The 26,166-nt window shown below is 66.1% G+C and carries 27 protein-coding genes; 15 read left to right on the top strand and 12 right to left on the bottom strand.

What is annotated here, in order from left to right:
* Nucleotides 1–3 precede the first annotated feature (3 nt).
* The 8 genes from hisG to hisIE are packed head-to-tail and all read left to right on the top strand — an operon-like array spanning nt 4 to nt 7,090.
* Entirely contained in the window at nt 4–921 is a 918-nt protein-coding gene (hisG, locus tag ACSBPQ_RS08315; RefSeq protein ID WP_442681729.1) for an ATP phosphoribosyltransferase, read from the top strand.
* Nucleotides 918–2,213 carry a histidinol dehydrogenase gene (gene hisD, locus ACSBPQ_RS08310; RefSeq protein ID WP_442681728.1) on the top strand — a complete coding sequence of 432 codons (1,296 nt, stop codon included), beginning with the start codon at nt 918–920 and terminating at the stop codon, nt 2,211–2,213. The genes hisG and hisD overlap by 4 nt, the downstream gene beginning before the upstream one ends.
* Nucleotides 2,207–3,292 (top strand): histidinol-phosphate transaminase, encoded by a 1,086-nt coding sequence (gene hisC, locus ACSBPQ_RS08305; protein WP_442684551.1) that lies wholly within the window; start codon nt 2,207–2,209, stop codon nt 3,290–3,292. The genes hisD and hisC overlap by 7 nt, the downstream gene beginning before the upstream one ends.
* Nucleotides 3,289–4,362 (top strand): bifunctional histidinol-phosphatase/imidazoleglycerol-phosphate dehydratase HisB, encoded by a 1,074-nt coding sequence (gene hisB / locus ACSBPQ_RS08300; RefSeq protein WP_442681727.1) that lies wholly within the window; start codon nt 3,289–3,291, stop codon nt 4,360–4,362. The genes hisC and hisB overlap by 4 nt, the downstream gene beginning before the upstream one ends.
* Nucleotides 4,359–4,961 carry an imidazole glycerol phosphate synthase subunit HisH gene (gene hisH / locus ACSBPQ_RS08295; protein WP_442681726.1) on the top strand — a complete coding sequence of 201 codons (603 nt, stop codon included), beginning with the start codon at nt 4,359–4,361 and terminating at the stop codon, nt 4,959–4,961. Before hisB ends, hisH begins: the two co-directional genes overlap by 4 nt.
* Nucleotides 4,958–5,692: a 1-(5-phosphoribosyl)-5-[(5-phosphoribosylamino)methylideneamino]imidazole-4-carboxamide isomerase gene (gene hisA / locus ACSBPQ_RS08290; RefSeq protein ID WP_442681725.1), complete on the top strand. Its 735-nt coding sequence runs from the start codon at nt 4,958–4,960 to the stop codon at nt 5,690–5,692. The genes hisH and hisA overlap by 4 nt, the downstream gene beginning before the upstream one ends.
* Nucleotides 5,686–6,462 (top strand): imidazole glycerol phosphate synthase subunit HisF, encoded by a 777-nt coding sequence (hisF, locus tag ACSBPQ_RS08285; RefSeq protein WP_442681724.1) that lies wholly within the window; start codon nt 5,686–5,688, stop codon nt 6,460–6,462. The genes hisA and hisF overlap by 7 nt, the downstream gene beginning before the upstream one ends.
* Nucleotides 6,452–7,090 (top strand): bifunctional phosphoribosyl-AMP cyclohydrolase/phosphoribosyl-ATP diphosphatase HisIE, encoded by a 639-nt coding sequence (gene hisIE, locus ACSBPQ_RS08280; protein WP_442681723.1) that lies wholly within the window; start codon nt 6,452–6,454, stop codon nt 7,088–7,090. The genes hisF and hisIE overlap by 11 nt, the downstream gene beginning before the upstream one ends.
* A 128-nt stretch (nt 7,091–7,218) precedes the next feature.
* Here the strand turns inward: hisIE and purB are convergent, their stop codons facing one another.
* Entirely contained in the window at nt 7,219–8,601 is a 1,383-nt protein-coding gene (purB, locus tag ACSBPQ_RS08275) for an adenylosuccinate lyase (protein WP_442681722.1), read from the bottom strand.
* Nucleotides 8,602–8,770: 169 nt separating this feature from the next.
* Here purB and ACSBPQ_RS08270 point away from each other — a divergent pair, with 169 nt between their 5' ends.
* The gene (locus ACSBPQ_RS08270) at nt 8,771–10,162 is read left to right on the top strand and encodes a class II fumarate hydratase (protein ID WP_442681721.1); all 1,392 of its coding nucleotides are present in this window, start codon (nt 8,771–8,773) and stop codon (nt 10,160–10,162) included.
* Between the two features lie 48 nt (nt 10,163–10,210).
* Here ACSBPQ_RS08270 and ACSBPQ_RS08265 read toward each other — a convergent pair whose 3' ends face one another.
* The 7 genes from ACSBPQ_RS08265 to ACSBPQ_RS08235 are packed head-to-tail and all read right to left on the bottom strand — an operon-like array spanning nt 10,211 to nt 14,638.
* Complete coding sequence (locus ACSBPQ_RS08265) at nt 10,211–10,645, bottom strand: hypothetical protein (RefSeq protein ID WP_442681720.1); 435 nt, start codon at nt 10,643–10,645, stop codon at nt 10,211–10,213.
* A 57-nt stretch (nt 10,646–10,702) separates the two neighbouring features.
* Complete coding sequence (locus ACSBPQ_RS08260; protein WP_442681719.1) at nt 10,703–11,290, bottom strand: DUF2884 family protein; 588 nt, start codon at nt 11,288–11,290, stop codon at nt 10,703–10,705.
* Nucleotides 11,291–11,319: 29 nt separating this feature from the next.
* Complete coding sequence (locus tag ACSBPQ_RS08255) at nt 11,320–12,147, bottom strand: DUF4097 family beta strand repeat-containing protein (RefSeq protein ID WP_442681718.1); 828 nt, start codon at nt 12,145–12,147, stop codon at nt 11,320–11,322.
* A 25-nt stretch (nt 12,148–12,172) separates the two neighbouring features.
* Nucleotides 12,173–13,189, bottom strand: coding sequence for a hypothetical protein (locus tag ACSBPQ_RS08250; RefSeq protein WP_442681717.1), 1,017 nt, complete (start codon nt 13,187–13,189; stop codon nt 12,173–12,175).
* Nucleotides 13,186–14,058, bottom strand: coding sequence for an ABC transporter ATP-binding protein (locus ACSBPQ_RS08245; RefSeq protein ID WP_442681716.1), 873 nt, complete (start codon nt 14,056–14,058; stop codon nt 13,186–13,188). The genes ACSBPQ_RS08250 and ACSBPQ_RS08245 overlap by 4 nt, the downstream gene beginning before the upstream one ends.
* Nucleotides 14,055–14,417: a GntR family transcriptional regulator gene (locus ACSBPQ_RS08240; RefSeq protein WP_442681715.1), complete on the bottom strand. Its 363-nt coding sequence runs from the start codon at nt 14,415–14,417 to the stop codon at nt 14,055–14,057. Before ACSBPQ_RS08240 ends, ACSBPQ_RS08245 begins: the two co-directional genes overlap by 4 nt.
* 2 nt (nt 14,418–14,419) lie before the next feature.
* Complete coding sequence (locus tag ACSBPQ_RS08235) at nt 14,420–14,638, bottom strand: hypothetical protein (RefSeq protein WP_442681714.1); 219 nt, start codon at nt 14,636–14,638, stop codon at nt 14,420–14,422.
* A gap of 208 nt (nt 14,639–14,846) precedes the next feature.
* On the opposite strand from ACSBPQ_RS08235, the gene ACSBPQ_RS08230 reads away from it, so the two are divergent.
* The 5 genes from ACSBPQ_RS08230 (at nt 14,847) to ACSBPQ_RS08210 (ending at nt 18,661) form a co-directional block, all read left to right on the top strand.
* The gene (locus ACSBPQ_RS08230; protein ID WP_442681713.1) at nt 14,847–15,362 is read left to right on the top strand and encodes a glutathione peroxidase; all 516 of its coding nucleotides are present in this window, start codon (nt 14,847–14,849) and stop codon (nt 15,360–15,362) included.
* Between the two features lie 85 nt (nt 15,363–15,447).
* Nucleotides 15,448–16,404: an FKBP-type peptidyl-prolyl cis-trans isomerase N-terminal domain-containing protein gene (locus ACSBPQ_RS08225; protein WP_442681712.1), complete on the top strand. Its 957-nt coding sequence runs from the start codon at nt 15,448–15,450 to the stop codon at nt 16,402–16,404.
* Between the two features lie 21 nt (nt 16,405–16,425).
* Complete coding sequence (locus ACSBPQ_RS08220; protein WP_442681711.1) at nt 16,426–17,775, top strand: UDP-glucose dehydrogenase family protein; 1,350 nt, start codon at nt 16,426–16,428, stop codon at nt 17,773–17,775.
* Nucleotides 17,768–18,007 (top strand): SlyX family protein, encoded by a 240-nt coding sequence (locus ACSBPQ_RS08215; protein ID WP_442681710.1) that lies wholly within the window; start codon nt 17,768–17,770, stop codon nt 18,005–18,007. The genes ACSBPQ_RS08220 and ACSBPQ_RS08215 overlap by 8 nt, the downstream gene beginning before the upstream one ends.
* A gap of 9 nt (nt 18,008–18,016) precedes the next feature.
* Nucleotides 18,017–18,661, top strand: coding sequence for a DUF2058 domain-containing protein (locus ACSBPQ_RS08210; protein WP_442681709.1), 645 nt, complete (start codon nt 18,017–18,019; stop codon nt 18,659–18,661).
* A gap of 56 nt (nt 18,662–18,717) precedes the next feature.
* Here ACSBPQ_RS08210 and ACSBPQ_RS08205 read toward each other — a convergent pair whose 3' ends face one another.
* The 4 genes from ACSBPQ_RS08205 to ACSBPQ_RS08190 all read right to left on the bottom strand — a co-directional run bounded on the left by ACSBPQ_RS08205 (nt 18,718) and on the right by ACSBPQ_RS08190 (nt 24,726).
* Nucleotides 18,718–19,902, bottom strand: coding sequence for an MFS transporter (locus ACSBPQ_RS08205; RefSeq protein ID WP_442681708.1), 1,185 nt, complete (start codon nt 19,900–19,902; stop codon nt 18,718–18,720).
* Nucleotides 19,903–20,014: 112 nt separating this feature from the next.
* A complete protein-coding gene (gene metH / locus ACSBPQ_RS08200) occupies nt 20,015–22,699 on the bottom strand; it encodes a methionine synthase (RefSeq protein ID WP_442681707.1) in 2,685 nt (894 codons plus the stop codon).
* The gene (locus tag ACSBPQ_RS08195) at nt 22,696–23,775 is read right to left on the bottom strand and encodes a homocysteine S-methyltransferase family protein (protein WP_442681706.1); all 1,080 of its coding nucleotides are present in this window, start codon (nt 23,773–23,775) and stop codon (nt 22,696–22,698) included. Before ACSBPQ_RS08195 ends, metH begins: the two co-directional genes overlap by 4 nt.
* Nucleotides 23,776–23,796: 21 nt before the next feature.
* Nucleotides 23,797–24,726 (bottom strand): ArsR/SmtB family transcription factor, encoded by a 930-nt coding sequence (locus ACSBPQ_RS08190; protein ID WP_442681705.1) that lies wholly within the window; start codon nt 24,724–24,726, stop codon nt 23,797–23,799.
* A gap of 219 nt (nt 24,727–24,945) precedes the next feature.
* Between ACSBPQ_RS08190 and ACSBPQ_RS08185 the strand changes: the two genes are divergently transcribed.
* The gene (locus ACSBPQ_RS08185; RefSeq protein WP_442681704.1) at nt 24,946–26,094 is read left to right on the top strand and encodes an acyl-CoA dehydrogenase family protein; all 1,149 of its coding nucleotides are present in this window, start codon (nt 24,946–24,948) and stop codon (nt 26,092–26,094) included.
* Nucleotides 26,095–26,166: the final 72 nt, after the last annotated feature.

Below are 26,166 nucleotides of genomic sequence, written 5' to 3'. Positions count from 1 at the left end.
CGCATGAGTGCTTCCACCACCGCGCCGGCACGTGACCGGCTGCGTATTGCCATCCAGAAAAGTGGCCGCCTGGCCGATCCCGCGCGCAGTCTGCTGGCCGCTTGTGGCCTGAGCTGGCGGCAGAGCCGCGACAAGCTGTTCTGCTTCGGCGAATCGCTGCCGGTCGATCTGCTGCTGGTGCGTGATGACGATATTCCCGGTCTGATTGCCGATGGTGTCTGCGATCTGGGCGTGGTCGGCCTCAACGAGCTGGACGAGCAGGCCAAGGCGCGCCGCCAGATCGGTCTGCCCGATGCTTACCAGCCGCTGCGCGGACTGGGCTTCGGCCAGTGCCGGCTGATGATCGCCGTCCCCGAGGAGTGGGAGTGGCAAGGGGTGGCACAGCTGGCGGGCAAGCGTATCGCCACCAGTTATCCGGCCATCCTCGGCGCGTGGTTGCAGGAACAGGGCGTCGATGCCCAGGTTGTCGAGCTGTCGGGTTCGGTGGAAATCGCCCCCAAGCTCGGCACCGCCGAGGTGATCTGCGATCTGGTTTCCAGTGGTGCCACGCTCGCCGCCAACCAGCTCAAGCCGGTGGAGGTGCTGCTGGAGAGCGAAGCGGTACTGGCCGGGCCGGCGCACGAACTGGATGACGCCCGTGCCGGGCTGATGGCGATGCTGCTGCGGCGGCTGGATGGCCTGAGCAGGGTGCAGGACCAGAAGCTGCTGATGTTCAGCGCGCAGGAAGACCGCATCGATGCACTGGCGCGGCTGCTGCCTGATGCCGATCCGTTGCTGCGCCTGCCTGGCGGCAATGCCGGTACGGCGATCCGCCTGCAGACCATGTGCAACGGTGCGCTCAGCTGGCAGCGGCTGGAGGAACTGGAGCGCGCCGGCGCGCAGGGACTGATGGTGCTGGCTGTGGAGAAGTCGCTGGCATGAACATGCTTGAGTGGAATGCCCTGGATGCCGAGGCCCAGTGCCGCGCATTGACCCGCCCGGTGCAGGCCGTTGCCGCGCAGACCCGCGAGACGGTTGCCGCGCTGATCGCGCAGGTGCGTGCCGCAGGTGACGACGCCTTGCGCCAGATCAGTGCCCGTTTCGATGGCATCGCACCGGAAAGCTTTGAAGTTTCCGAGGCCGAGTTTGCCGCTGCCGAGCTGGCGGTGCCGGCCGAATTGCGTATCGCCATGCAGCAGGCCGCCGCGCGTATCACCACCTATCACCGCGCTGGCATGGCGACACCGTATGCGGTGGAAACCGCGCCGGGCGTGAGCTGCGAAAAGATGATCCGCCCGATCGGTCGCGTCGGCCTGTATGTGCCGGCAGGCAGCGCGCCGTTGCCCTCGACCGCGCTGATGCTGGGAGTGCCGGCGTGCCTGGCCGGCTGTCGTGAAGTGGTGCTGTGCACGCCACCGCGCAAGGACGGCAGTGCCGATCCGGCGGTGCTGGTGGCTGCGCGACTGACCGGCGTGCATCGCGTATTCAAAATCGGCGGGGCGCAGGCGATTGCGGCGATGGCTTACGGCACCGGTTCGGTACCGGCGTGCGACAAGCTGTTCGGGCCGGGCAACAGTTTCGTGACCGAAGCCAAGCAGCAGGTCGCGCAGACCGGTGCGGCCGCCATCGACATGCCCGCCGGTCCTTCCGAAGTGCTGGTGATCGCCGATGCCGGCGCCAATCCGGTGTTCGTTGCCGCCGACCTGCTGTCGCAGGCCGAGCACGGTCCGGATTCACAGGTGCTGCTGCTCAGCGATGATGCCGCGCTGATCACCGCTGTTGCGGTGGAGGTGGAGCGTCAGGTGGCTGCACTGGAGCGTGAGGATATCGCTCGCCAAGCGCTGGCATCCTCCCGGCTGATCCGGGTCGAGTCGATCCAGCAGGCGTTCACCATTTCCAACCGCTATGCTCCCGAGCACCTGATCCTGGCGCTGCGGGAACCACGTCACTGGCTGGAGCAGGTCGAAGCGGCCGGTTCGGTATTCCTGGGTGACTACACGCCCGAAGCGCTGGGTGATTACTGCTCCGGCACCAACCACGTGCTGCCGACTGCCGGTGCCGCGCGCGCCTACAGCGGCGTCAGTGTGGCCAGTTTCCAGAACCAGATCAGCGTGCAGGCCGCCAGCGCCGAAGGTATCGCCGCCATCGGCCCGTGTGCGTTGACGCTGGCACGCGCCGAAGGCCTGGGCGCACATGCCAATGCCGTCGCGGTACGGCTGGAGGCGGCATCGTGAGTGGCGTGCTCGATCTGGTGCGTGCCGATCTGCGCGACTTTGCCGGTTATTCCTCCGCGCGCAGCACCAAGCTCGACGGCGATGTCTGGCTCAACGCCAATGAATCGGCTTGGGCAAATCCGGGCGATGCGCAGGCCAGCTGTCGCCGCTATCCCGATCCGCAACCGCAGGCACTGCGCGCGCGGCTGGCGCAGTTGTACGGCTGCCAGTCCGAACAGCTGCTGATTGGCCGCGGCAGCGACGAAGTCATCGATCTGCTGGTGCGCGCCCTGTGCGAGCCGCGACGTGATGGCGTGCTGTTCACGCCACCGGTGTTCGGCATGTATGCGGTCAGTGCACGCCTGCAGAACGCGCCGGCGCTGGAGGTGCCGTTGTGCGATACCGCCGATGGACTGGTTCCCGATATCGATGCAGTCATCGCCGTCGCCAGGCAGGGCAATGCCAGGCTGGTATTCCTGTGCTCGCCGTCCAACCCGGGCGGGCGCAGTATTCCACTGGTGCAGGTCGAAGCCGTGGCCAGCGCGTTGCGTGGGCAGGCGCTGGTGGTGGTGGACGAGGCCTATGGCGAGTTTGCCGGAGAACCCTCGGCCACTACGCTGCTGTCGCGTTACGACAACATCGCGGTGCTGCGCACCCTGTCCAAGGCCCATGCGCTGGCCGCTGCCCGCATCGGCTGTGTGATCGCCGATGCCGGGCTGGTCGCGGTGCTGCGCCGCTGCCAGGCGCCGTATCCGATTCCCACGCCCTGTTCGCAGCTGGCGCTGGATGGGCTGGACGAAGCTGCGCTGGCGCAGACCCGCACCCGCATCGCCACCGTCATCGCCGAGCGGCAACGCCTGCAGGCGGCCTTGTCGGTACTGCCGGCAGTGCGCCGTGTGTATGCATCGGATGCCAATTTCCTGCTGGTGCGTTTTGCCGACGCGCAGGCCGCGTTCGAGGCGCTGCTCGCTGCCGGCGTGGTGGTGCGTGACCAGCGCGCCGCGCCGCAGCTGCATGACGCCCTGCGCATCACCATCGGTACCCCCGACCAGAACAACCGCGTGCTTGCCGCGCTTTCCGCCCTGGAGCCAGTTGCATGACCCCCATTCTGTTTGTCGATCGCGATGGCACGTTGATCGAGGAACCGGCCGATTTCCAGATCGATGCCTTCGAAAAGATCCGCTTCGTCAGGAACGTGATCCCGGCCATGCTCAAACTGCGTGATGCCGGCTACCAGTTCGTCATCGTCTCCAACCAGGACGGGCTGGGCAGCGAAGGCTATCCGCAGCAAAGCTTCGATGGCCCCAACAACCTGATGCTGCAGATCTTCGAAAGCCAGGGCATCTCCTTCCGCGAGGTGCTGGTGGATCCGAGCTGGCCGGCCGACAACAGCCCCAACCGCAAGCCGGGCATCGGCATGATGCTGTCCTACCTGCAGGACCGCTCCATCGACTGGGCGCGCTCAGCGATGGTCGGCGACCGGCCCACCGACATCGAATTCGCCGACAACATGAAGATCCGTGGCTTCCAGCTGCATACCGAACAGTTCGGTGGGCAGTGGGACTGGGACGCCATCGCCCATGAACTGGCCGATGCGCCACGCCGGGCCAGTGTGCGCCGGGATACCAAGGAAACGCAGATCCGCGTGTTCGTCGACCTGGACAAAGTGGCCGATTCCAGGATCAGCACCGGCCTGCCGTTCTTCGACCACATGCTCGACCAGATCGGCCGCCACGGCGGCTTCGCTCTGGAAGTCGAGGCCCGCGGTGACCTGCATATCGACGAGCACCACACCATCGAGGACACCGGTCTGGCGTTGGGGCAGGCATTGCGTGAAGCACTCGGCGACAAGCGTGGCATCGGCCGCTACGGTTTCACCCTGCCGATGGACGAAACCCTGGCCAGTGCCGCACTGGACTTCAGCGGCCGCCCGTACTTCGTGTTCGAGGGCGACTTCAAACGCGAGAAGGTGGGCGATATGCCCACTGAACTGGTGCCGCACTTCTTCCGCTCGCTGTGCGATGCCGGTGGCCTGAACCTCAACCTCAAGGTGGAAGGCGACAACGACCACCACAAGGTCGAGGCCTGCTTCAAGGCATTGGCGCGGACCTTGCGCCAGGCCATCCGCAAGGAGGGCACCGAGCTGCCTTCGACCAAGGGGGCGCTGTGATCCGTGTCGGGTTGATCGATGCAGGCGGCGCCAATCTCGGCTCGGTGCGCTATGCGCTGGAGCGGCTGGAGGTGGACGTACGCATGGTGCGCACCGCCGCGGAGCTGGAGGACGTGCAGCGGGTGATCCTGCCGGGCGTCGGTGCCGCCGCCGCCGGCATGGCGCGCCTGCATGCGCAGGGGCTGGTCCAGCCGCTGCGTGCGTTGCAGGTGCCATTGATGGGCATCTGCCTGGGTATGCAGCTGCTGTTCGAGCGCTCGGAAGAAGGCGATGTGGAATGCCTGGGCCTGCTACCGGGCATCGTCCGTCGCCTGCATCCGGCTGTTGGCGTGCGCGTGCCGCACATGGGCTGGAACAAACTGCTGGCGCTGCGCGAGTCGCCGCTGCTGGAGGGGGTGCCGGCCGGTGCCAGTACCTATTTCGTGCACAGCTATGCCGCCCCGGTGACCGCCGACACGGTGGCGGCCTGTCACCACGGCGGCCTGTTCACCGCGGTCGTGCAGCGCGGGCGGCTGTGTGGCGCGCAGTTCCATCCCGAACGTTCCGCCGGCCCCGGCGCGCGCATTCTGCGCAATTTCCTCGAGACCGAATTCGAATGAGCTTCACCGTCTACCCCGCGCTGGATATCCGCAACGGCAATGTCGTGCGCCTGCTGCAGGGCGATTACGCCCAGCAGACCACCTATGGCGATGATCCGTTGCCGCGCGCACAAGCCTTTGCCGCTACCGGCGCGCAGTGGATGCACCTGGTCGACCTGGATGCGGCCAAGGCCGGCGGCTACACGCTGGCGCCACTGCTGGCGCAGATCGCTGCGCAGACCACCCTGAAGGTGCAGACCGGCGGCGGCGTACGCGGCCGTGACGATATCGCCCGCATTCTCGATGCCGGCGCCAGCCGGGTGGTCGTCGGTTCACTGGCGGTGCGCCAGCCCGAGGCCGTGGAAGCCTGGTTGGGCGAGTTCGGCCCGGAGCACCTGACCATCGCGCTGGACACCCGCCAGGGCGCCGATGGCGTCTGGCGTCTGCCGATCCACGGTTGGACCGAAACCGCCGATGTCACCCTCGACGAACTGGCAAGCCGCTATGCCGCCGCCGGCATGCGCCACCTGCTGTGTACCGACATCGCCCGCGACGGCATGCTTTCCGGCCCGAACATCGCGCTGTACGCGCACCTGTCGGCGCTGCTGCCCGCAGTGGCGGTGCAGGCCTCGGGCGGCGTGCGTGACGTGGCTGACATCCGCGCCGCCAAGGCCGCCGGATGTGCGGGGGCGGTGCTGGGCAAGGCACTGCTGGAAGGCCGCCTGCAGCTGCAGGAGGCGCTGGCATGCTGAGCCGCCGCATCATTCCCTGTCTGGACGTGCGCGAAGGGCGAGTGGTCAAGGGCGTCAAGTTCCGCGACCACGTCGACATGGGCGACATCACCGAGTTGGCGCTGCGCTACCGTGATGCCGGCGCCGATGAGCTGGTGTTCTACGACATCTCCGCCAGCCCGGAAGGGCGCTCGGTGGATCGCGCGTGGATCGAGCGGGTTGCGCGGCTGATCGACATCCCGTTCTGCGTGGCCGGCGGCATCCGTGATGTCGCCACCGCCCGCCAGATCCTCAATGCCGGCGCCGACAAGATTTCCATCAACACCCCGGCGCTGGAACGCCCGGCGCTGATCGGCGAGCTGGCCGACGCCTTCGGCCAGCAGTGCGTGGTGGTCGGCATCGATTCCATCCGCGAGCCCGACGGCCAGTGGCGGGTACGTTCCTATACCGGCGACCCGGCCAAGACCCGCGACGAGGCACGGTTGACGCTGGACTGGCTGCGCGAGGCACAGCAGCGCGGCGCCGGTGAAATCGTGCTCAACTGTATGGACAGCGATGGCGTGCGACAGGGCTTCGATATCGCCCAGCTGCGCCAGGCGCGGGCGCTGTGCACGGTGCCGCTGGTCGCCTCCGGGGGTGCCGGTACATCGCAGCACTTTGCCGATGTGTTCGAACAGGCCGATGTCGACGGTGCGCTGGCTGCCAGCGTGTTCCATTCCGGCAGCATCGCCATTCCGGAGCTGAAGAAGTTCCTCCGCAGCCAGCAGATCGAGGTGCGTGATGCCAACTGAATTCAAATCTTTCGATGCCAGCACGCTGGACTGGGACAAGGTCGACGGCCTGATGCCGGCCATCGTGCAGGATGCCGCCACCCAGCGGGTGCTGATGCTCGGTTACATGGACCGCGACGCGCTCACCAGAACCTGCGACAGCGGCAGGGTCACCTTCTTCAGCCGCAGCAAGCAGCGGCTGTGGACCAAGGGCGAGAGTTCCGGCCACCACCTGGACGTGGTGGCGATCCGCGCCGATTGTGATGGCGACACCCTGCTGATGAGTGCGCGAGCGCACGGCCCGACCTGCCATACCGGCAGCGTCAGCTGCTTTGCCGACGCCCCTGGCAATTTCCTCGGCGCGCTGGATGCGCTGGTCAAGCAGCGTGAGCACGACCGCCCGATCAACAGTTACACCACCCGCCTGTTCGAGGAAGGGCCGCGCCGCATCGCGCAGAAAGTGGGCGAGGAGGGCGTGGAAACCGCGCTGGCCGGCGTGGTGCAGCTGGATGAGGACCTGCTCGGCGAATCGGCCGACCTGCTGTTCCACCTGATCGTGCTGCTGCGCTCGCGCGGCCTGTCGCTGGAGGACGCGGTGGCGGTGCTGGAGCAGCGTCACGCCAAGGCGGCGGAAAAGGCCGCCCACTGAGTGCCGCCGTGGGGGAGATTTGTCCCCCGGGGTCGGGTGACCAGCACAACCCGGCACGTTGTCGGGTGTAGATGGCAGAAGAGCCGGCAGTGCCGGCTCTTCTTTGGGTTCGCTCAGGTGGACTGGCTTCAGATCGCCTTGGCCAACTGCGCGGCCAGGCCGGCATAGCCGCCGGGGGTCAGCTCGCGCAGGCGCTGCTTGGCCTCGGCCGGCAGCTCCAACGACTCGATGAACTCGCGCATCGAATCGGCGGTGATGCCATGACCGCGGGTCAGGGCCTTGAGCTGCTCGTACGGATTGGGCAGGCCGTGGCGGCGCATCACCGTCTGCACGGCTTCGGCCAGCACTTCCCAGGCCGCGTCCAGATCGGCGTCCAGGCGCTCCGGGTTCACGGTCAGCTTGCCCAGGCCCTTGGCCAGCGAATCCAGTGCGATCTGGCTGTGGCCGAAGGCGGTGCCCACGGCGCGCAGCACGGTGGAGTCGGTCAGGTCGCGCTGCCAGCGGCTGATCGGCAGCTTGGCCGAGAAGTGTTCGAACAAGGCGTTGGCGATGCCGAAATTGCCTTCGGCGTTTTCGAAGTCGATCGGGTTGACCTTGTGCGGCATGGTCGAGGAGCCGACTTCGCCTTCCTTGAGCTTCTGCTTGAAGTAGCCCAGCGAGATGTAGCCCCAGATGTCGCGGGCCAGGTCGATCAGGATGGTGTTGGCGCGACGGGCGGCATCGCCGATCTCGGCGACGTTGTCGTGCGGCTCGATCTGGGTGGTGTAGGGGTTGAACACCAGGCCCAGCGAGGTGACGAAGCGTTCGGCGAAGGCCGGCCAGTCCACGTCCGGGTAGGAGACGACGTGGGCGTTGTAGTTGCCGACGGCGCCATTGATCTTGCCAGTCAGCTCGACCGCATTGATCTGCCTGATCTGCCGCTCCAGGCGGGCGACGACGTTGGCGATCTCCTTGCCCAGCGTGGTCGGCGAGGCGGTCTGGCCGTGGGTACGCGAGAGCATCGGCTGCGTGGCTTGGGCGTGGGCCAGCTGGCGCAGCGCGGCGGCGATGCCGGCGTAGGCGGGCACGACCACCTGCTCGCGGGCCTCGGCCAGCATCAGGCCGTAGGACAGGTTGTTGATGTCCTCGGACGTGCAGGCGAAATGCACGAACTCCAACGCCGGGGACAGCTCGGCGTCGTCCTTGAGCTGTTCCTTGATGAAGTACTCCACGGCCTTGACGTCGTGGTTGGTGGTGCGCTCGATTTCCTTGACGCGGGCGGCGTTGTCGACCGAGAAACCGTCGGCCAGCGCGCGCAGCCGGGACTTGCCGGCGGCGGAGAAATCGGCCAGCTCGGTGATACCCGGCTCGGCGGCCAGCGCCAGCAGCCATTCGATCTCGACCTTCACGCGGGCCTTGATCAGGCCGTACTCGGAGAAGATCGGGCGCAACGCGTCGACCTTGCCGGCATAGCGGCCATCAAGCGGGGACAGGGCGAGCAGGGTGGCTTCCGGGCGGGAGATATCCGTCATGTCGGCAGGCAATGGGGCAGTGGCGGGGGCGCATATTCTACGCCGATGGCGCGGCCAGGCTGGATCACGGTTGCCGGCGCAAACGAATTGCTTCCGGGTGATCGGCTAGATTGCGGCTTCAGGCGCGGCCGAAGTTGCCGCTGGAATTTCCAACCGTTGGAGGAATCCTATGAAAACGCGTGTCGAACACGACAGCATGGGCGAGCTGCAGGTGCCGGCCGAGGCGCTGTGGGGGGCGCAGACCCAGCGCGCGGTGGAGAATTTCCCGGTGTCCGGGCAGCGCATGCCACGGGCCTTCATCCGGGCGCTGGGGCTGATCAAGGGCGCGGCGGCCGAGGTCAATGCCGGGCTGGGGCTGCTGCCCAAGGGCGTGGCGCGGGCGATCCAGGCCGCCGCGACCGAGGTGGCGATGGGCGCGCACGACGCGCATTTCCCGATTGACGTCTACCAGACCGGCTCGGGTACCTCCTCGAACATGAATGCCAACGAGGTGATCGCCACGCTCGCAAACGCCAGCGGCAAGGCCGGCAAGACCGTCGTGCACCCCAATGACCATGTCAATCTGGGGCAGAGTTCCAACGATGTGATCCCGACCGCGATCCGTGTCTCGGCGCAGCTGGCCACGGTCGAAGCCCTGCTGCCCGCCCTCAAGCACCTGCGCAGGACCATCGACAGGCGTGCGCGTGGGCTGGGCAAGGTGGTCAAGACCGGGCGCACGCATCTGATGGACGCGATGCCGCTGACCTTCGCCCAGGAATTCGGGGCGTGGTCGGCGCAGTTGGCCTCGGCGCAGGCGCGGATCGAGGACAGCCTGAAACGGCTGCGCCGGCTGCCGCTGGGCGGCACCGCGATCGGCACCGGCATCAATGCCGATCCGCGCTTCGGCGGCAAGGTGGTGCGGGCGCTGTCGACCACAACCAAGGTGAAGTTCGACAGCGCCGACAACAAGTTCGAAGGGCTGGCCGCGCAGGACGACGCGGTGGAGCTGTCTGGCCAGCTCAATGCGCTGGCGGTGGCGCTGATCAAGATCGCCAACGACCTGCGCTGGATGAACGCCGGGCCGCTGGCCGGACTGGGCGAGGTGGAGCTGCCGGCGCTGCAGCCGGGCAGCTCGATCATGCCGGGCAAGGTCAATCCGGTGATTCCGGAGGCAACGGTGATGGCCGCCGCGCAGGTGATCGGCCACCACACCGCGATCACCGTGGCCGGGCAGACCGGCAATTTCCAGTTGAACGTGACCCTGCCGCTGATTGCCGCCAACCTGCTCGATTCGATCCAGCTGCTGTCCAGCGTGATGAATCTGCTGGCCGACAAGGTGATCGCCGGGCTGGTGGTCAAGCAGGAGCGGGTGGGGCAGGCGCTGGCGCGCAATCCGATCCTGGTGACCGCGCTGAACCCGATCATTGGTTACGAGAAGGCCGCGGCGATCGCCAAGCGCGCCTACAAGGAGCAGCGGCCGGTGCTGGAGGTGGCGGTGGAGGACAGTGGGCTGTCGGAGGCCGAATTGAAGCGGCTGCTGGACCCGGCGGCGCTGACCCGTGGCGGCATCCACGGGCAGTGAGGATGCGCAGTCGCAGTGCCGGGCATCTCCCGGCACTGTCGCGTGCAATCAGCGGATGGCGCGCAGATTGGCCAACGCTTCGTTGTATTCCTTGAATTCGGGAATACGCTGGCCGATATCGGCGGGGAACACCTGCTGCCCGGCCGGCAGTGGGATCGGCAGCGAGCGCGTGCCGGAATCGGCGCCGTTGGCGGCGGTCTCGGTCAGCGTGTTCTGGCGCAGGATCTGCAGCTTCACGAAGCTGGTCTGCAGCATCTCGCGCTGCTCGGCGGTGAGCGGTATCTCGATGTCGTCCACGCGCAGGCGGCCGTCGGGGAGGATGTCCAGGTTCGGATACGGCGCGCGGCGGATCGCGATCCGGTCGCTCATGACCTCGGCCTTGGGCTTGCTGCGTTCGGCGCGATGGTCGGCATATTTTTCGCGGTCACAGCCGGTGGCCAGCGTGGCGATGGCCACCAGAACGAGTAACAGCAGCTTTTTCATGACAGCACAGGGTGTTGCGACGGGAGCGGTATTTTACCGCCCCCGCCTGAATGCCGCTCAGGGCAGTTCGACCTGCCCGTCGCGGCACTTGTCGATGCTGCCCTGGTCCATCGTGGCGTAGGGCTTGAACGCGGGGACGGCGGCGGCCAGCTGCTGCTGGGTGGCCAGCAGCGCCGGCAGCTGGTCGCAGATTTTCGCCGCGCGGGCCTTGAGCTGTTCGGCCTCGGCGTTGATCCGCTGCTCGATCTGGCTGGTATCGCCGGAGAAAACCCCCTTGATCGCCTCGCCTGCGGCACGCACGCCAAGATTGGCGCCTTGCACGCCGATCTCGATGCCGGCATCAGCCACGGCTACTACCTGCTCGCGGTAGCGCAGCGCCAGTGCACGCTGGCCGGCGTCGAGCGGGACGGCGGCATCGTTGATCAGCAGGCTGCCATCGGGCGCGATTTCGACCTTGGCGCCACTGTGCTTGGAAACGCTGATGTTGCCTTCGGCCAGCTGCTTGCGGGCGACGTCGGTGGCCTCGCGGACTTTCTGCCCCAGCGTGGTATCGGCGGCCGGATCATTGGCCTGCGGACGTTCGCCACAGGCGGCCAGCGGCAGGGCCAGGACGAGCGCGATCAGGGGTGTGACAAGGGTTTTCATGGTGTGCGGTCCGTTGCGGAGGGTAGGGGTCAGCGCTTTTTTGGCAGCTCGATGCTGCCGCTGACGCCGGTGTGACGGATCGAGCCGCTGCCTGTGCGCTGCACGCGCAGGCTGGCCGCGTTGTGGACTTCCAGGTCGCCGGAGCCGATCGCCTCCAGGCTGACGTCGCCACGGGTGTCGCGCACCTCGACATCGCCGGAGCCGACCCGTTCCAGGCTCACGTTGCCCTGCACACCATGCAGCTCAAGGTCGCCGGAACCGACCGTGCCGATCCGTGCGTCGCCGCGTACGCCCTTGACGCGGGCGTCGCCCGAGCCGAGCGAGAGCAGGTGCAGCGCGCCGATGTTGTCGAACTGGAGATCGCCGGAACCGACTGCCGCAGTGGCCAGACCCTTGATGTCGCGGGCGGTGACATCGCCGGAGCCGACGTCGGCACTCATCGAATGGGCGCCGGTCAGCGTGGCGTCGCCCGAGCCGACCTTCAGCTGTACCAGGACGGTGTCCGGCACGGTGCCGGACACATCCAGATAGGCATAGGTGTTGCCGCTGAAGTTGAAGTTCAGGCCCTGGTTCTTGCGTTCCAGGGTGACCACCAGCTTGTCACCCACCTTGCGCTGGCTCAGCGACAGCTGCTCCAGCAGGTCCTGGGTAGAGGCGCAGGCGCGGCCTGCCAGCGCAGCCTTGGCAGCGGGGCTGGCCTGCAGGCGCAGCTCATGGCTGTTGACCTCGAACACCACGGCCTTGGCACCGGCAAGGTCCAGTTCCAGCGCCTGTGGCTGGCTGAATTTGCACTGTTGTTCCGCCAGGGCGCTGGCCGGCAGCAGGGCCAGGGTGAGCAGCAAAGGGAAAGTTTTCATCGGAATTCCTCGCAGTGCACAGGGGTCAGATTTCACCGGCACGCCGTTGCCGCAGCCAGATGGCGGCGGCGATGAACACGACGCCGAACGCCGCACCGATCCACAATTGGGGCTCGGCCAGGACCGACAGCTGGCTGCTGGCGGTGAAGCCCTGCAGTGCCGACTGCAGCGACGTGTTGTCAGACGCCCTGGCGGTATAGGCCAGCTCGATGCCCGGCACGGTGCCCAGCAACAGGCGGCCGACCACGTTGGCCCAGAACCAGCCGGCATTCATGCCGAACAGCTTCATCAGCCCGAACCAGCTGACGATCACCCCGGCGAACACCGGCAGCATCACCGCCCACAGGAACGGCTTGCTCCTGGCCCAGGCCGAGCACAGCAGCAGCCAGCCGGCGGTGGGCAGTGCCCACAGCGCATAGACCGGAATCCAGGCGAGCATGCCGCCAATGATGGTCAGCGGGTTGGCCGGTCCCCAGACCAGGGTCATCGGGTTGCCGCCATGGGCCATGGCCACGATGCTGATCATCAACGCGAAGCCGAGCAGGGTGAGAATGGCGGCGATCACCGCCAGCACCGGCGCCACGACCAGCGCGCTGGCCAGTTTGGACAGCACGGTCTGGGTATCGGACAGCGGCAGCGATTTCCAGAACAGCACGCTGCGATCGCGACGGTCGTCGTACAGCGCGCCCAGGCAGTAGAAGAACACCACGAAGGCCAGCACGATGAACGGCCAGGCCGAGCTGAGCAGCAAGGTGAAGTCGATGCCCTCGCTCCACTTGGCCATATCCTTCGGCGTCATCTGCGCGGTCAACAGCCCCAGGTCCAGGCCGTTGACGTTGATGCCGTTGATATGCAGGTCGCCGTTTCGCGCGGCACGGTTGGCGGCGAACAGCCCGGCGATGATCGCCATCAGCGACAGCAGCAGTGAAATGCCGCCGGCGATCAGCGGTGCCCACAGGAAACCGCCACGGTTTTCCCAGTATTCGCGCTTGAGCAGCCACTTGAACTTGCCCATCGGGGTGATGTGGTGGAGGGCGTTCATGCGTAGGTTCCCTTCATGATGGCCACGAACAGGTCGGCCAGGCCGGGGTTGCGGGTTTCACCGAGGGCGGCGATGCGGCTGCGTTCGACACCATCGAACAGCAGCACGGTCTTGCCGAACGGCAGGCTGCGTTCGTCGATCGGTCCCAGTTCGCGGGCGGCCTGCAGGGTATCGGCCGAGGCCAGCAGCTCGGTGTAGCGTCCGCTGACACTGTCCATGTCGGTGTCGAGCACGATCTTGCCGTCACGGATGAACAGCACGTCGGTGAGGATGTGCTCGATCTCCTCCACCTGGTGGGTGGTGATGATGATGGTCTTCTGCTCGTCGAAGTAATCCTCCAGCAGGCGCTGGTAGAACTCCTTGCGGTACAGGATGTCCAGACCCAGGGTCGGCTCGTCCAGCACCAGGATGCGGGCGTCGATGGCCATCACCAGGGCCAGGTGCAACTGCACCACCATGCCCTTGGACAGTTCGCGCACGCGCTGCTTCGGCTGCAGCTTGGTGTTGGCCAGGAAGCGCTCGCAGCGGGCGCGGTCAAAGCGCGGGTGCACCCCGGCGACGAAGTCGATGGCCTCTTTCACCCGGATCCAGCGCGGCAGCACCGCCACGTCGGCGATGAAGCAGACATCATTCATCAGCGCGTCGCGCTGCGTGCGCGGGTCCATGCCCAGCACGCGCAGCTCACCCTCGAACGGGGTCAGTCCGAGCAGGGCCTTCAGCGCGGTGGTCTTGCCGGCGCCATTGGGGCCGATCAGGCCGACGATGCGGCCCGGGGCGATGGCGAAGCAGGCATTGTCCAGCGCCGTGTTCTGTTTGTAGGCCTTGCGCAGGCCGGTGGCGGAAACAACCGTGTCAAGGGCGGCATTCATAGTGTGGTTCCCGGTGGCAGCAGATCGTCCATCGTCAGGCCCAGTCGCTGGATGCGTTCCAGCACCCCGGGCCACTCTTCGGTAAGAAAGCGTTGCCGCTCGTTGCCGCGCAGTTTGAGAGCGGCCTCCTCGGTCATGAACATGCCCAGGCCGCGGCGTTTTTCGACCAGGTTCTCGTCGGCCAGCTCCTGGTAGGCGCGCGAGACCGTGATCGGGTTCAACTGGTAGTCGGCCGCCACCTGGCGTACCGAGGGCAGGGCATCGCCCGGTTTCAGCAGGCCGTCCAGCATCATCGCGATCACGCGATCCTTCAGCTGGCGGTAGATGGGAGCACCATCGCTCCACTGGATGTCGGTCATGTTCAGCTCCGCGGGTTCAGCGACTGTGCGAAGGAAAAATAGGGCAGTGCCAGGCTGGTGCGTATCCGCCTGGTGGGCCGTTTCGCGGGTTTGGGGTCGTTGGCATCCTGCGCATCACCTGCTGCTTCGGTTGCATAATCCCGGACGCGGGTGCGGTCGGTTTCAGGCGTGGCGAAACAGCCGGACAACAGCAGTGCGCCACTGGCCAGGGCGATCTGCAATGCGTGCTTGTGGCTTCTGCTGTCCATGTCGGCTCCCTTGATCAGGGTGGCTGGTGTTGTATGCAACTATAACACCGACACGGTGCTTTGCAACTATTTCTGTCAGCGGTTTGCCGCCACCGTGCGTGACTGCCGCCGACGACCGAGGAGAAGGCTTATGGGTATTGGCAAGTTCATGATTTCCCTGTTTTTTGTCGCATCCGCCGGGATGGCTTCAGGCGCTGCGGCCGGACCTTTGCTGGACCGCGACTACCGGCCACTGGCCGGGCAGGGTGAAATCAATCTGAACCAGCGCTATGGCGGCAAGGTGCTGCTGATCGTCAACACCGCCTCCAAGTGCGGCTTCACTCCGCAGTACGAGGGGCTGGAGGCGCTGCAGCAGGAGCTGTCCGCGCGTGGCTTCTCGGTCCTGGGCTTCCCGTCCAACGACTTCAAGGGCCAGGAGCCGGGCACCGAGGCGCAGATCCAGGAGTTCTGCACGCTGACCTACGGAGTGAAATTCCCGATGTTCCAGAAGGTGCATGTGATCGGCCCGGAAACGACGCCGCTGTACCAGGACCTGAGCCGTGCCACCGGCGTGGCGCCGGGCTGGAATTTCCACAAGTATCTGGTGTCGCGCGACGGGCGGGTGGTGGCGCAGTTCCCGAGCAAGGTGCGTCCGGATGATCCGGCGCTGCGTGCGGCGATCGAGCGCGAGCTGGCCGCCCCCACGCCTGGCCGCTGATGTGCCTCGACAATGGCGGCATGCGTGCGACAATGGCGCCCCTCGCGCCGACCGCGGCGTTTGTTCACTTCCAGGAAAGCAGCGAATGAAGATGGGAAAGCGCGGCGCCGCGGCGTCGCTACTGATTCTGGCAATGGCGGCACCGGGTGTCGTGATGTCGCAAACTGCCGCCCCGGCGGCTACCAAGGAGATGTCTGTTTTGACCTCGGATCGTGAAAAAGTCGGTTACGCCATCGGTATCGATGTGGCCAGCTCGTTCGAACCCATCGCTTCGGAAGTGGACGTTGCCGCGCTGCGCCGCGCCATCGAGAACGCCTTTGCCGGTGGCCAGCCGCTGCTCTCGCAGGAAGAGGCGCAGCAGACAGACCAGGCGCTGCGTACGGTGATGATGGCCCGTTCCGGCCAGCAGGTGCCGGGCATGGCGCCGGGCAGCCAGCCGCCGTCGGTGGACAAGGAGAAGGTCGGCCTGATGCTGGGCGGCTATGCGGTCGGCCCGTCGCTGGCGCCGATCAAGGACGAGATCGATCTGGATGCGACGTTCCAGGCCATCACCACCGTGTTCAGCAAGGGCACGCCGCTGATGGACCGCCAGCAGGCGCAGGCCACGCTGCAGGCGTTCAGCACCGCGCAGCAGAGCGCTGCGGCCGGCAAGAACCGTGAGCAGGGCAATGCCTTCCTCGCCAAGAACAAGACCCAGCCGGGCGTGGTGACCACCGCCTCGGGCCTGCAGTACCAGGTGATCCGCCCGGGCAGCGGTGAGCGTCCGGTGGAAACCAGCCGCGTGCGCGTGAACTACGAAGGCAAGCTGCTGGACGGCACCGTGTTCGACAGCAGCTACCAGCGCGGCGAGCCGGTCGATTTCGGCCTGAACCAGGTGATCAAGGGCTGGACCGAGGGCGTGTCGCTGATGCCGGTCGGTGCCAAGTACCGCTTCTGGATTCCCTCCGAGCTGGCCTATGGCAGCAGCGGCACCCCGGGTGGCCCGATCGGTCCTGATGCGACCTTGACGTTTGACGTCGAGCTGCTGGGTATCCTGCAGTAAGGTCGACGGAGTACCTGTTCCATGCGTGTTGCGATTTTCGGTACAGGCTATGTCGGTCTCGTCACCGGGACCTGCCTGGCCGAAGTAGGCCATGACGTGGTCTGTGTCGATATCGACCAGGCCAAGGTCGAGGGCCTGAACCGGGGCGTCATCCCGATCTACGAACCGGGACTGGCGCCGCTGGTGAGCGCCAACCATGCCGAATCAAGGCTGGCGTTCACAACGGATGCGGCTGCCGCGATCGCGCATGGACAGGTGCTCTTCATCGCGGTCGGTACGCCGCCCGACGAAGACGGCAGTGCCGATCTGCAATATGTGCTGGCGGTGGCGCGCACGATTGGTCGCCATCTGCAAGCGCCGGCCGTGGTGGTCAACAAGTCGACGGTGCCGGTCGGTACCGCCGACACGGTGTGCGCGGCGATCGCCGACGAACTGGCGGCACGCGGTGTGGAGATCGCCTTCGAGGTGGTCTCCAACCCGGAATTCCTCAAGGAAGGCGATGCGGTGGCCGACTGCATGCGACCGGACCGGATCATCATCGGCTCCGACAGCCCCGAAGCGGTGGCGATCCTGCGCCGCCTGTATGCGCCGTTCAACCGCAACCGCGACCGGGTGGTGGAGATGGACGTGCGCTCGGCCGAGCTGACCAAGTACGCCGCCAACGCGATGCTGGCGACCAAGATCAGCTTCATGAACGAGATCGCCAACATCGCCGAACGGGTGGGGGCCGATATCGAGCAGGTACGCAAGGGCATCGGTTCGGATCCGCGCATCGGCTGGCACTTCATCTATCCCGGCGCCGGTTATGGCGGTTCGTGTTTCCCCAAGGATGTGCAGGCGCTGGCACGCGCCGCCAGGCAGCACGGGCATACGCCACAGCTGCTGGACGCGGTGGAAGCGGTCAACGACGCGCAGAAGGGACACCTGTTCTCACTGCTGCAACGGCATTACGACCGTGGCGAAGACGAGGGCGTGCACGGCAAGACCTTCGCGGTGTGGGGGCTGGCGTTCAAGCCCGATACCGACGACATGCGTGCCGCTCCCAGCCGGCGCCTGCTGGGCCAGCTGTGGGAAGCGGGAGCAAAGGTGCGGGCGTTCGATCCGGAAGCGATGGCCGAAGCACGGCGCATCTTCGGTGAGCGCGAGGACCTGGTGCTGTGCGATTCCGCATTCGCGGCGCTGGAAGGCGCCGATGCGCTGATCGTGGTCACCGAATGGAAACAGTTCCGCAGCCCCGATTTCACCCGCTTGCGCCAGGCACTGGGCGATGCGGTGATATTCGACGGCCGCAATCTCTATGACCCGCAGGAAGTCGAGGCCTCCGGCCTCGGTTACTACGGAATTGGCCGGGGGCGTTCCCTGCATGTCTGATTTTTCCTCCAACGAGCGCGACCAGGCGCTTGAAGCCCGTCTGATCGAGCTGGAAATGCGCGTCTCCTTCCAAGAGCAGGCGCTGGCCGAGATGAGCGAGGCGCTGGCCGACGCCCGCATGCAGGGTTCGCGCAACGCCGACCTGTTGCGCCACCTGCTCGATGACCTGGGCAAGGTGCGTACCGCGCTGTACGCCGACGCCGCCGATGAACCACCGCCCCCGCATTACTGACAATCTGCCATGAGCGATACACTCCGAGACCAGCTCCTCGGGCTGGGCTTCAAGCCTGCGCCCAAGCCGGAGCGCAAGCCCGATTCCCGCCGTGATGGCCGCCCGCAGGGCAAGCCGGGTCAAGGCCGCCCGCAGGCGGGCAACAAGCCAGGCCAGGGCGGCAAGCCCACCCATGCTGGCAAGGCGGCAGCGGGTGGCCAGCAGCGCGCGCGCAAGCCGCGTTCGCAGGAAGACATCGACCTGGCCAAGGCCTATGCCATCCGTGCGCAGCGCGAGAAGGACGAGCGCATCGAAGCGGAGCGGCAGAAACAGGAAGAAGCCCGGCTGCGCCGCGAGGCGCGCGCCAAGATGGAGGCGTTGATCAAGGACAAGGGTCTGAACGATCCGGAGGCCGATATCGCCCGCCATTTCGAATACGGCGGCAAGATCAAGCGCATCTACGTCAACGCCGAACAGCTCAAGGCGCTCAACGCCGGTGAACTGGGCGTGCTGCAGCAGAACGGCCGCTACATCCTGGTGACGGCGGCGCTGCTGGCTGAAGCCGAGGCGGTGTTCCCGCCGGGCGTGGCGCTGAAGATCGACCCGGCTGCGCCGGTGGCCGATGATCCCTACGCCGACCCGCAGTACCAGGTGCCGGACGATCTGGTCTGGTAACCCGCAGACGATGAAGTGGAAAGAAAAGGCGCCGACAGGCGCCTTTTCCGTATCCGTCAGTTCACGGGCGCGACATGTTTTCGTGGCGGCACGTAATACCAGGCGATCAACGCACCGGCCAGTGCGAAGAAGCCGCCGGCGATGAAGGCCGCCTTGCCATCGCCGAACTGCCACAGCTGGCCGGCGATCAGCGCGCCAAGCACGCCGCCGAGCCCGGACGAGAAGCCGTAGAACAGCCCTTGCCCGTGGCCGTTGAGCTGGCCGGGGAAGTAGCGCGCCAGCAGTTGCATCGCCGAGGCGAAGAACGCGGCAAAGCCCAGGCAATGAGTGGCTTGGGCGATCAGCATGACCGGAATGTTCTCCGGCCAAAGCGCGGTGGCCCACCAGCGCAGCGCGGCGCTGGCCATGGAGATGATCAGCAGCCAGCTGGCGTCCCAGCGGCGGAAGAAGCGCGAGATCAGGAAGAAAACCGCCACTTCAAACACCACGCCGACCGTCCACATCAGCCCCAGCAGCGAGGTGCTGTAGCCGTGCTGGTCCATGTAGAGTGAGAAGAAGGTGTAGTACGGGCCGAACGAGAGCTGTTCGAGGAAGGCGGCGATGAAGAACGCCAGCACCGGCTTCTGCCGGACGATGGCCCAGAAACCGCCCTCGCCATGGGTGCCGGTGGGGATGTCGCGGGCGTAGCGGTTGAGGAAGGCCGAGCCGATCATCAGTCCGAACAGCGGCAGCATCAGCCACGGCAGCTTGCCGGCGCCATGGTGTTCGATCAGCCAGCCGAAGCTGGTCACCACGGCGATGAAGCCGAACGAGCCCCACACCCGGATCAGGCCGTAGCGGTGGCTGTCACTGCCCAGATGGGTGAGGGTGATCGATTCGAACTGCGGCATCACCGCGTTGTAGAAGAAGCAGAACGCGATCATCACCGCATACATCGACCATTCCGGTGCGGGGACCAGGAAGCCGGTGAAGGTGAGCAGGGTGAGTACGCAGCCGATCCGCAGCCAGTAGATGGGCCGGGGCGAGGTGGCCGCCAGCGAGGTCCAGGTGCTGGGCGCGACCACGCGGGTGGCGTACCACAGGCTCATCATCACGCTGATCGCGGTGACGCTCATTCCCCGCGACTGCAGGTACAGGCTCCAGTACGGGGTGAACGCGCCGAGCGCGGCGTAATAGAAAAAGTAGAAACTGGACAGCCGGGCGACGGGAACCGTCGCACCCGGCGTGGATATGGAAGTCATGGAAACCGCGGTGGGGGCATGGACGGACAGGAATGCCACCGCGCAAGCAGGAGCGACGGCAGGGCGCTGGCGTGCCCGGGGCTAGTGTGACGGCTGTCCGTCCATTGGCAGGTCACTCGGGGTCGTAATCGAGATTGGAGGCAAGCCAGCGTTCAGCCTGGACAATGTCTACGCCCTTGCGTCGCGCGTAGTCGCTGACCTGCTCCTTGGAGACGCGACCGACCACGAAGTACTGGCTCTGCGGATGGCTGATGTAATAGCCGGACACCGCCGCCGCCGGCAGCATCGCAAAACCTTCGGTCAGGATCATGCCGGCGTTGTTTTCGGCATCCAGCAACTGGAACAGCGTGCGTTTCTCGCTGTGCTCCGGGCACGCGGGATAGCCGGGAGCGGGACGGATGCCGCGGTACTTTTCGGCGATCAACGCCTCGTTGTCCAGCAACTCGTCGCTGGCATAGCCCCAGTACTCGGTCCGCACGCGGTGATGCAGGCGTTCGGCCAGCGCCTCGGCCAGACGGTCGGCCAGTGCCTTGAGCAGGATCGCGCTGTAGTCGTCGTACTCGCCGCGGAAGCGCTCCAGGTGTGGTTCGATACCGAGGCCGGCGGTGACGGCGAAGCCGCCGATCCAGTCCTGCTTGCCGCTGCCCTCCGGGGCGATGAAGTCGGCCAGGCAGAAGTCCGGGCGCTCGGCCGGCTTGTCCACCTGCTGGCGCAGGAAGTGCAGGGTGGTGGGAGTGGTGGCGGCGTTGATGACCACATCATCTCCACGGCTGTTGGCCGGCCACAGCGCGAACACCGCTTTTGCGGTCAGCCACTTTTCCTTGACGATTCTGTCCAGCATGGTGCGCGCATCGTGGTACAGCTCGCTGGCCTGCACGCCGACGATCTCGTCGGTGAGGATAGCGGGGAAGCGGCCGGCCAGTTCCCAAGCGCTGAAGAACGGCGACCAGTCGATGTATGGCACCAGGTCATCGAGCGGCCAGTCGTCGAACACATGCAGGCCCGGTTGCTGCGGGATCGCCGGTTCGTACTGCGCCCAGTCGCAGCTGAAGCGCTGGCCGCGCGCGTGCTCCAGCGACACCAGCCGCTTGGCATCGCCACGGTTGCGGTGACGCTGGCGGATCTCGGCGTAATCGGCCTCGGTGGTGGTGACGAATGGTGCGCGCAGATCCTCGGAGATCAGCGACTGCGCCACACCAACCGCACGCGAGGCGTCCTTAACCCAGATCGTCGGCGACTTGTAGTGCGGGTCGATCTTCAGCGCGGTATGCGCGCGCGAGGTGGTGGCGCCGCCGATCATCAGCGGAATGGTCAGGCCCTGGCGCTGCATCTCGCGGGCGACATGGCCCATTTCCTCCAGCGAGGGCGTGATCAGCCCGGATACGCCGATCAGATCAGCGTTCTCGGCCAGTGCGGTGTCGATGATCTTCTGCGCCGGCACCATCACCCCGAGGTCGATCACCTCGAAGTTGTTGCAGGCCAGCACCACGCCGACGATGTTCTTGCCGATGTCGTGCACGTCGCCCTTGACCGTGGCCATGACGATCTTGCCGTTGCTCTTGCCGGTATCGCCGGTGCGCAGTTTCTCGGCCTCGATGTACGGCAGCAGGTAGGCCACCGCCTTCTTCATCACGCGCGCGGATTTGACCACCTGCGGCAGGAACATCTTGCCGGCACCGAACAGGTCGCCGACCACGTTCATGCCATCCATCAGCGGGCCTTCGATCACATCCAGCGGGCGCGTGGATTGCTGGCGGGCTTCTTCGGTGTCTTCCTCGACCCACGCATCCAGGCCGTGCACCAGCGCATGCGCCAGCCGATCACGTACCGGCTTCTCGCGCCAGCCCAGGTCCTCGACCTTCTTCTCGCCCTTCTTGCCCTTGTAGCGCTCGGCGATTTCCAGCAGGCGTTCGGTGCCGTCCTTGCGGCGGTTGAGGATCACGTCCTCCACCCGCTCGCGCAGTTCCGGATCGAGCCGGTCGTAGATCGGCAGCGCACCGGCGTTGACGATGCCCATGTCCATGCCGGCCTTGATGGCGTGGTACAGGAACACCGAGTGGATCGCCTGGCGCACGGTCTCGTTGCCGCGGAAGGAGAACGACACGTTCGACACGCCGCCGGACACATGGCAGTGCGGCAGCGTGCGCTTGATGATGCGGGTGGCCTCGATGAAGTCCACCGCGTAGTTGTCGTGCTCCTCGATGCCGGTGGCCACGGCAAAGATGTTCGGGTCGAAGATGATGTCCTGCGGCGGGAAGCCTACTTCCTCGGTGAGGATGCGGTAGGCGCGGGTGCAGATTTCCACCTTGCGCGCGCAGGTGTCGGCCTGGCCGTCCTCGTCGAAGGCCATCACCACCGCGGCGGCGCCGTAGCGGCGTACCAGCCGGGCCTGTTCGATGAACGCGGCTTCGCCTTCCTTCAGCGAGATCGAGTTGACCACGCTCTTGCCTTGCAGGCACTTCAGCCCGGCCTCGATCACGCTCCACTTGGAGGAGTCCACCATCACCGGGATGCGGGCGATGTCCGGCTCGGACATGATCAGGTTGAGATAGCGGGTCATCGCCTTCTCGGAATCGATCAGGCCCTCGTCCATGTTGACGTCGAGGATCTGCGCGCCGTTGGCCACCTGCTGGCGGGCCACGTCCACCGCTTCCTCGTAACGGTCTTCCTTGATCAGCTTCTTGAACTGCGCGCTGCCGGTGACATTGGTGCGCTCGCCGACGTTGATGAACAACAGGTCCGGGGTGATGACCAGCGGTTCCAGCCCGGACAGGCGGGTATACGGGTGCTGGCTCATGCCGCCTGCTCCTGTTGCGTGGGAAGGGCGCGCGGCGGGATGCCGGCGACGGCCTCGGCAATGGCGCGGATGTGCGCAGGCGTGGTGCCGCAGCAGCCGCCGACCAGGTTCAGCAGGCCGGACTGCGCGAACTCCTTCAGCGTGGCGGCGGTTTCTTCCGGGGTTTCGTCGTATTCGCCGAAGGCGTTGGGCAGGCCGGCGTTGGGGTGCGCGCTGACGTAGCCGCTGGCGATCGTGGCCAGGGTTTCCACATGCGGACGCATCTGGGTGGCACCGAGCGCACAGTTGAAACCGATCGACAGCGGCTGGCTGTGTGCCATCGATGCGTAGAACGCCTCGGCGGTCTGGCCGGACAGGGTGCGGCCGGAGGCATCGGTGATGGTGCCGGAGATCATGATCGGCAGCCGCGCGCCGCGTGCGTCGAAGGCTTCCTCGATGGCGAACAGCGCCGCCTTGGCATTGAGCGTGTCGAAGACGGTTTCCACCATCAGCGTGTCGGCGCCGCCGTCGATCAGGCCTTCGATGGCTTCGCGGTAGGTGCCGCGCAGCTGGTCGAAACTGGTGTTGCGGAAGCCCGGATCGTTGACGTTGGGACTGATCGAGGCGGTGCGACTGGTTGGGCCGAGTACACCGATGACGAAGCGTGGTTTGTCCGGCGTGGTCGCCTCGATGGCGTCACAGCACTGCCGCGCCACCTGTGCGCCGGCCTTGTTCAGCTCGTAGACCAGGTGCTCGAGGTGGTAGTCGGCCTGGCTCACCGAGGTGGCGTTGAAGGTGTTGGTTTCGACCAGATCGGCGCCGGCTTCCAGGTAGGCGGTATGGATGCCGGCGATCACCTCGGGGCGGGTGAGCAGCAGCAGGTCGTTGTTGCCCTTCAGGTCATGCTCGCAACCGGGTCCGTGCGCATGGGTGCTGTCAAAGCCCCCGGCAAAGCGCTCACCGCGATAGTCGCCTTCTTCCAGCCGGTGGCGCTGGATCATCGTGCCCATGGCGCCATCGATGATCAGGATGCGTTGCTGGAGAGCCTGCAGCAGCAGGGCGGCGCGGTCGGGGTGGAGCCAGGGGAGGGAGCGCATGGGGGACTCGCTGTATCGGGATCAGGATTTGTGGGCGATCAGGGAAATGACTTCGAAATGCGGGGGACGTTTCTCGCGGGTCACGGTCTCAAGGCTGGATACCTCAAGCCCGGCTTTCTCCACGAACTTGCGCAGTTCCTTGCCGGTGAAGCCGAGATTGACGTGGCCATAGGCTTCCACCGCGACCTTGTGCTCATGCCGGGCAAGGCTGCACAGCATCAGCCGGCCACCCGGTCGCAGCACGCGTGCGCCCTCGGCCACGGCTTTGGCCGGTTGCGCGGCATAGGTCAGCGCGTGCATCAGCACCACCAGGTCGAAACTGCCGTCGACGAACGGCAGCGCATGCATGTCGCCTTCGCGCACTTCGACGTTGGGCAGCTTGCGCAGGCGCTCGCTGGCGGCGGCAACTACGCGGGCGCTGGTGTCGATGCAGACATAGCGCTGTGCATGCGGCGCCAGCAGTTCGGCCAGCACGCCGTCGCCGGAGGCGATGTCGAGCACGTCGCCGGTTTCCAGCAGCGGCAGGGCACTGCGTGCCAGCGCTTCCCAGGTGCGGCCCGGCGAATAATGCCGTTCCATGTCGCCGGCGACGCTGTCGGCCCAGTTCTGGTCGGCGGCGCGCATCGCCAGCACGCCGGGGACGCGCTCGGCATCCTGGCGCAGCAGCGGATCATCGCTGCCGTTGCTGAGCGCATGCCACAATGCACGCTGCGCCGGATCCAGCGCGGCATCGTCAAAGCGGTAGTAGGCCGACACCCCGGCACGGCGGTCGCGCACCAGCCCGGCTTCCTTCAGCCGCGCCAGATGGGTCGAAACCCGCGGCTGCGCCAGCGTGGTGATCGCCGACAGCTCGGCCACGGTCAGTTCTTCCTGCTCCAGCAGTGTCAGCAGACGCACGCGCGTCGCATCGGCAAACACTTTCAGACGGGTCGACCAGTCTTCCAGATCCATAAATATCTACCTATCGAGATAGAGAGATATTCTGCTGCTGCAACGCGGCAGGGTCAAGGCGCGGAAGCCGGCGGAGAGGAACGTGGAGGCGCGAATCTGAATCGGCACCTGCCGGGGCACTCAGAAGCCGTGCTTATGCCGCGCCCCTTCCATGTTCTTCGCACCCTTCCCGAGTCGACAGTTACAATCGAAACTTCGTAATGCCCTGGGAGGGGTGTAGTGGATTTCAGCTTTTCCGAAGAACAACTGATGTTGCAGGACGTGGCCCGGCGCATCGCCCAAGAGAAGATCGGCCCCAGCGCCGAACACCACGATGCCACCGGCGAATACCCGCTGGAGAACATCCGCCTGCTCGGCGAGAACGGCCTGATGGGTATCGAGGTGCCGGCGGAATACGGCGGCGCCGGCATGGATCCGGTATCCAGCGTGCTGGCGATCATCGAGGTGTCGGCCGCCGATGCCGCGCATGCCACCATCATGTCGGTCAACAACTCGCTGTTCTGCAATGCCGTGCTCAGCCATGGCAGCGAGGAGCAGAAGCAGCTGTACGTGCGGGCGATTGCCGAAGGCCGCGAAATCGGCGCCTTCGCGTTGACCGAATCGCAGTCCGGCTCCGATGCCACTGCGATGCGCTGCCGCGCGGTCAGGCAGGCCGACGGCACCTATGTCATCAACGGCCAGAAGAGCTGGATCACCTCCGGTCCGGTGGCGCGCTATATCGTGCTGTTCGCGATGACCGACCCCGGAAAGGGCTCGCGCGGCATCACCGCTTTCATGATCGACACCACCCGTGCGGGTTTCGGCCGCGGCAAGACCGAGCCGAAGCTGGGCGTACGCGCCTCGGCCACCTGCGAGATCGAATTCCAGGACTACGTGGCCCGTGCCGAAGACGTGATCGGTGTTGAAGGGCAGGGCTTCAAGATCGCGATGAGCCTGCTTGATTCCGGACGTATCGGCATCGCCTCGCAGGCGGTAGGCATCGCCCGTGCCGCCTATGAGGCGTCGCTGGCCTACGCGCGCGAGCGCAAGTCGTTCGGTGCGCCGATCGGCAGCTTCCAGATGATCCAGGCCAAGATCGCCGACATGAAGTGCAAGCTGGATGCGGCGCTGCTACTGACCCTGCGCGCGGCGTGGCTGAAGTCGCAGGGCAGGAAGTTCTCGACCGAGGCGGCGGTGGCCAAGCTGACCGCCTCGGAGGCGGCGATGTGGATCGCCCACCAGGCGGTGCAGATCCACGGTGGCATGGGCTATTCCAAGGAGATGCCGCTGGAGCGCTACTTCCGTGATGCCAAGATCACCGAGATCTACGAAGGCACCAGCGAGATCCAGCGCATGGTCATTGCCCGCAACGAGACCGGCGTGCGCTGAACTACACCGGCAGAGGCGAGGCGCGCGTCCAGGGCCCTATCGGAGACCGCGACCTGCACTGCTGCTGCAAGT

It is taken from the genome of Stenotrophomonas sp. JC08, assembly GCF_052180205.1.
GTDB lineage: Bacteria > Pseudomonadota > Gammaproteobacteria > Xanthomonadales > Xanthomonadaceae > Stenotrophomonas.
This window is presented reverse-complemented; position numbering and strand designations above follow the sequence as displayed.